4 protein-coding genes are annotated in these 2,608 nt (G+C 75.1%); 3 read left to right on the top strand and 1 reads right to left on the bottom strand.

Translation table 11 applies throughout. The features are described 5' to 3' along the window. Positions 1 to 351: 351 nt before the first annotated feature. The 3 genes from HUW36_RS30530 (at position 352) to HUW36_RS30520 (ending at position 2,137) form a co-directional block, all read left to right on the top strand. On the top strand, positions 352 to 1,029 hold the full coding sequence (locus tag HUW36_RS30530; RefSeq protein WP_174531253.1) for a BON domain-containing protein: 678 nt from the start codon (positions 352 to 354) through the stop codon (positions 1,027 to 1,029). A 62-nt stretch (positions 1,030 to 1,091) separates the two neighbouring features. Then, complete coding sequence (locus HUW36_RS30525) at positions 1,092 to 1,589, top strand: redoxin domain-containing protein (protein ID WP_174531252.1); 498 nt, start codon at positions 1,092 to 1,094, stop codon at positions 1,587 to 1,589. Then, entirely contained in the window at positions 1,586 to 2,137 is a 552-nt protein-coding gene (locus tag HUW36_RS30520; protein WP_174531251.1) for a DsbA family protein, read from the top strand. Before HUW36_RS30525 ends, HUW36_RS30520 begins: the two co-directional genes overlap by 4 nt. Positions 2,138 to 2,141: 4 nt before the next feature. Here the strand turns inward: HUW36_RS30520 and HUW36_RS30515 are convergent. Beyond that, the coding region (locus HUW36_RS30515) for a response regulator transcription factor (protein WP_217428905.1) at positions 2,142 to 2,608 on the bottom strand (467 nt) is incomplete at its 5' end.

The raw sequence follows: 2,608 nt of genomic DNA, 5'->3' as shown, positions 1-2,608 counted from the left end.
GGCGCCGCCGTCGGCTGGGCCGCCGGCACCGCCGCCCGCGCGGCCGGCAGCCGGGAACGTGCCGCCGACGAGATCGAGTTCGTCGACGTCGACCGGCCCAACTCCCCCGCCGGCCTGGACGGCTGACCGGCACCCTGCGAGCCGGCCGGTGGCCGCCCCCCGACCCCTGATCGGGACCCACGAGCCGGCCGGTGGCCGCCCCTCGACCCCCAGGGCGGCCACCGGCGTCTCCACCCTCCGGCGGACCGCTCCTCGCCCGGACCGGGTGAGGGCGGGTCACCCGGTCCGGGCCCAGGATCGGTGCTGCGGGAGTACGTGCCCGCGCCGCCGACCGACGGGGAGGGAAGCCGGATGGTTACCGAGACGACCACGCGTACGGACCGGGACATCCAGTCCGCCGTGCTCGACGAGCTGACCTGGGAACCCCGGGTGGGCCCCGACGAGATCGGGGTGACCGTCACCGACGGCGTGGTGACGTTGACCGGTCGCGTCGACAGCTACGCCAAGAAGTGGGCCGCCGAGCGGGCCGCGCACCGGGTCGCCCGGGTCCGCGCCGTCGCCAACGACCTCGCGGTACGGATCGACACCGCCGCCGGCCGGGAGGATCCGCAGATCGCCGTCGCGGCCGCCCGCGCCCTGGAGTGGGACGCCTTCGTGCCGGTCGAGGCCCTGCACGTCACCGTCGCCGACGGCTGGGTCACCCTGCACGGCGAGGTCGAGTGGGAGTACCAGCGGCGGGCCGCCGAGCGCTCGATCGCCCGGCTCACCGGCGTACGCGGGCTGAGCAACGGGATCACCGTCCGGCCGGCGGTCCGCGCGGACGGGCGGGACCTGGCCGAGCAGATCGTGGACGCGCTGGCCCGCAACGGCGCCACCGAGGCCGAGCAGGTGGGCGTCCGGGTGCACGGCGACACCGTCCTGCTGGAGGGCGTGGTGCACTCCGGACCCGAACGCGAGGAGATCGAGCGGGTGGTGTGGAACGCCCCCGGCATCCGGGAGGTGCACAACCACCTGTCCGTCCGGCGCTGAGCCTGCGAACCACCCGGCCCGGGTGAGCCACCCTCACCCGGGTGCGGGCCAGGGTGGGAGGCATGAGTGATCCGAACGGGCTGATCACACCCGGGCAGGTCGCGCCCGGGTTCACGCTGCCGGCGTCGCCGGACGGGCGGGAGGTGGGCCCCGGGCAGTTCCGTGGCCGCCCGGTGGTGCTGGCCTTCTACCCCGCCGACTGGACCCCGGTCTGCGGCGACCAGATGGCCCTCTACCAGGCCGCCCTGCCCGAGCTGGAGCGGTACGACGCGGTGCTGCTGGGCATCTCGGTGGACAGCGTCGACTCGCACCGGGCGTTCGCGGAGAGCCGGGGCATCCGGTTCCCGCTGCTGGCCGACTTCGAGCCCAAGGGCGAGGTGTCCCGCCGGTACGGCGCGTACGCGCCGCGCGGGCAGTCGGACCGGGCGCTCGTGGTGATCGACCCGGACGGCCGGGTGGCCTGGAGCCACCTCTCCCCGCCCGAGGTCAACCCGGGCGTGGACGGCATCCTCGACGCCCTGGAGCAGTTGGGCACGGATCGGCGGGTGGGGGCGCGATGACCACGCCGTTGCAGGTCACCACCGCCCGGCTGCGGATCCCGGTGACCGAACGCGACCACGTCCGCGGACCGGCCGACGCGCCCGTCACCATCGTCGAGTACGGCGACTTCCAGTGCCGGTTCTGCGGCGCCGCGTACCCGAACCTGGCCGAGGTGCTGCGCCAGCGGGCCGACGTGGTGCGGCTGGCGTACCGCCACTTCCCGATCACCAACGTCCACCCGTACGCGGAGAGCGCGGCGGAGGCCGCCGAGGCGGCCGGCGAACGGGGCCGGTTCTGGGAGATGCACGACTGGCTCTACGAGCACCAGGACCAGCTCGACCCGGTGCACCTGTCGCTCGGCGTCGAGCAGCTCGGGCTACCACCCGAGGAGGTCGGCGCGGAGGTGGGCCGGCAGGCCCACGCCGACCGGGTCCGGCAGGACTTCGTGGGCGGCATCCGCAGCGGGGTGAACGGCACCCCGACGCTGTTCGTCAACGACGTCCGGCACGACGGCGGCTACGAGCTGGCCGAGCTGCTCGCCGTGGTGGACGCCGCCGCGAACGCCTGACCGGTCAGATCAGGCGCAGCTCGCGCGCCCGCCGGACGGCCTCGCGCCGGCGGGTCGCGTCGAGCTTGCGGTAGATGTTGCGCACGTGCGTCTTGACGGTGTTCACCGACAACGACAGCTCGGCGGCGATCTCCACGTTGGACAGGATGCTCTGCAGGTAGCGCAGGATGGTCAGCTCCCGCTCGGTGAGCGGCTCGTCCAGGGCCCGCGCCGAGGTGTCCGGTGCCGGCTCGGGCCGGTGCGCGTCCGCGTCGCGGACCAGGTCGCTCACCGTCGCCCAGTACGCCGTCCCGGAGTCCAGGTGCGAGGCGAGCAGGTCCCGTACCTCCGGTTCGGCCCGGGTGAAGACGCGCCGGAAGCCCTCCGGCTCGGCGAGCGCCAGCACCTCCTCCAGCAGCCGTCCGGCCCGCCGCGCGTCGCCGGCCGAGCCGGCCGACGCCGCCTCCAGCAGGCCGGCGCCCAACCGCACCG

Source organism: Micromonospora maritima (genome assembly GCF_902825405.1).
GTDB classification, from domain to species: Bacteria; Actinomycetota; Actinomycetes; order Mycobacteriales; family Micromonosporaceae; genus Micromonospora; species Micromonospora maritima.
Note: the sequence above shows the minus strand (reverse complement) of the source record. Positions and strands in the feature narration are given on the sequence as shown.

Coding starts and splice junctions, on each gene's coding strand:
- HUW36_RS30530 (WP_174531253.1), top strand. CDS start 352: ATGGTTACCGAGACGACCACGCGTACGGACCGGGACATCCAGTCCGCC.
- HUW36_RS30525 (WP_174531252.1), top strand. CDS start 1,092: ATGAGTGATCCGAACGGGCTGATCACACCCGGGCAGGTCGCGCCCGGG.
- HUW36_RS30520 (WP_174531251.1), top strand. CDS start 1,586: ATGACCACGCCGTTGCAGGTCACCACCGCCCGGCTGCGGATCCCGGTG.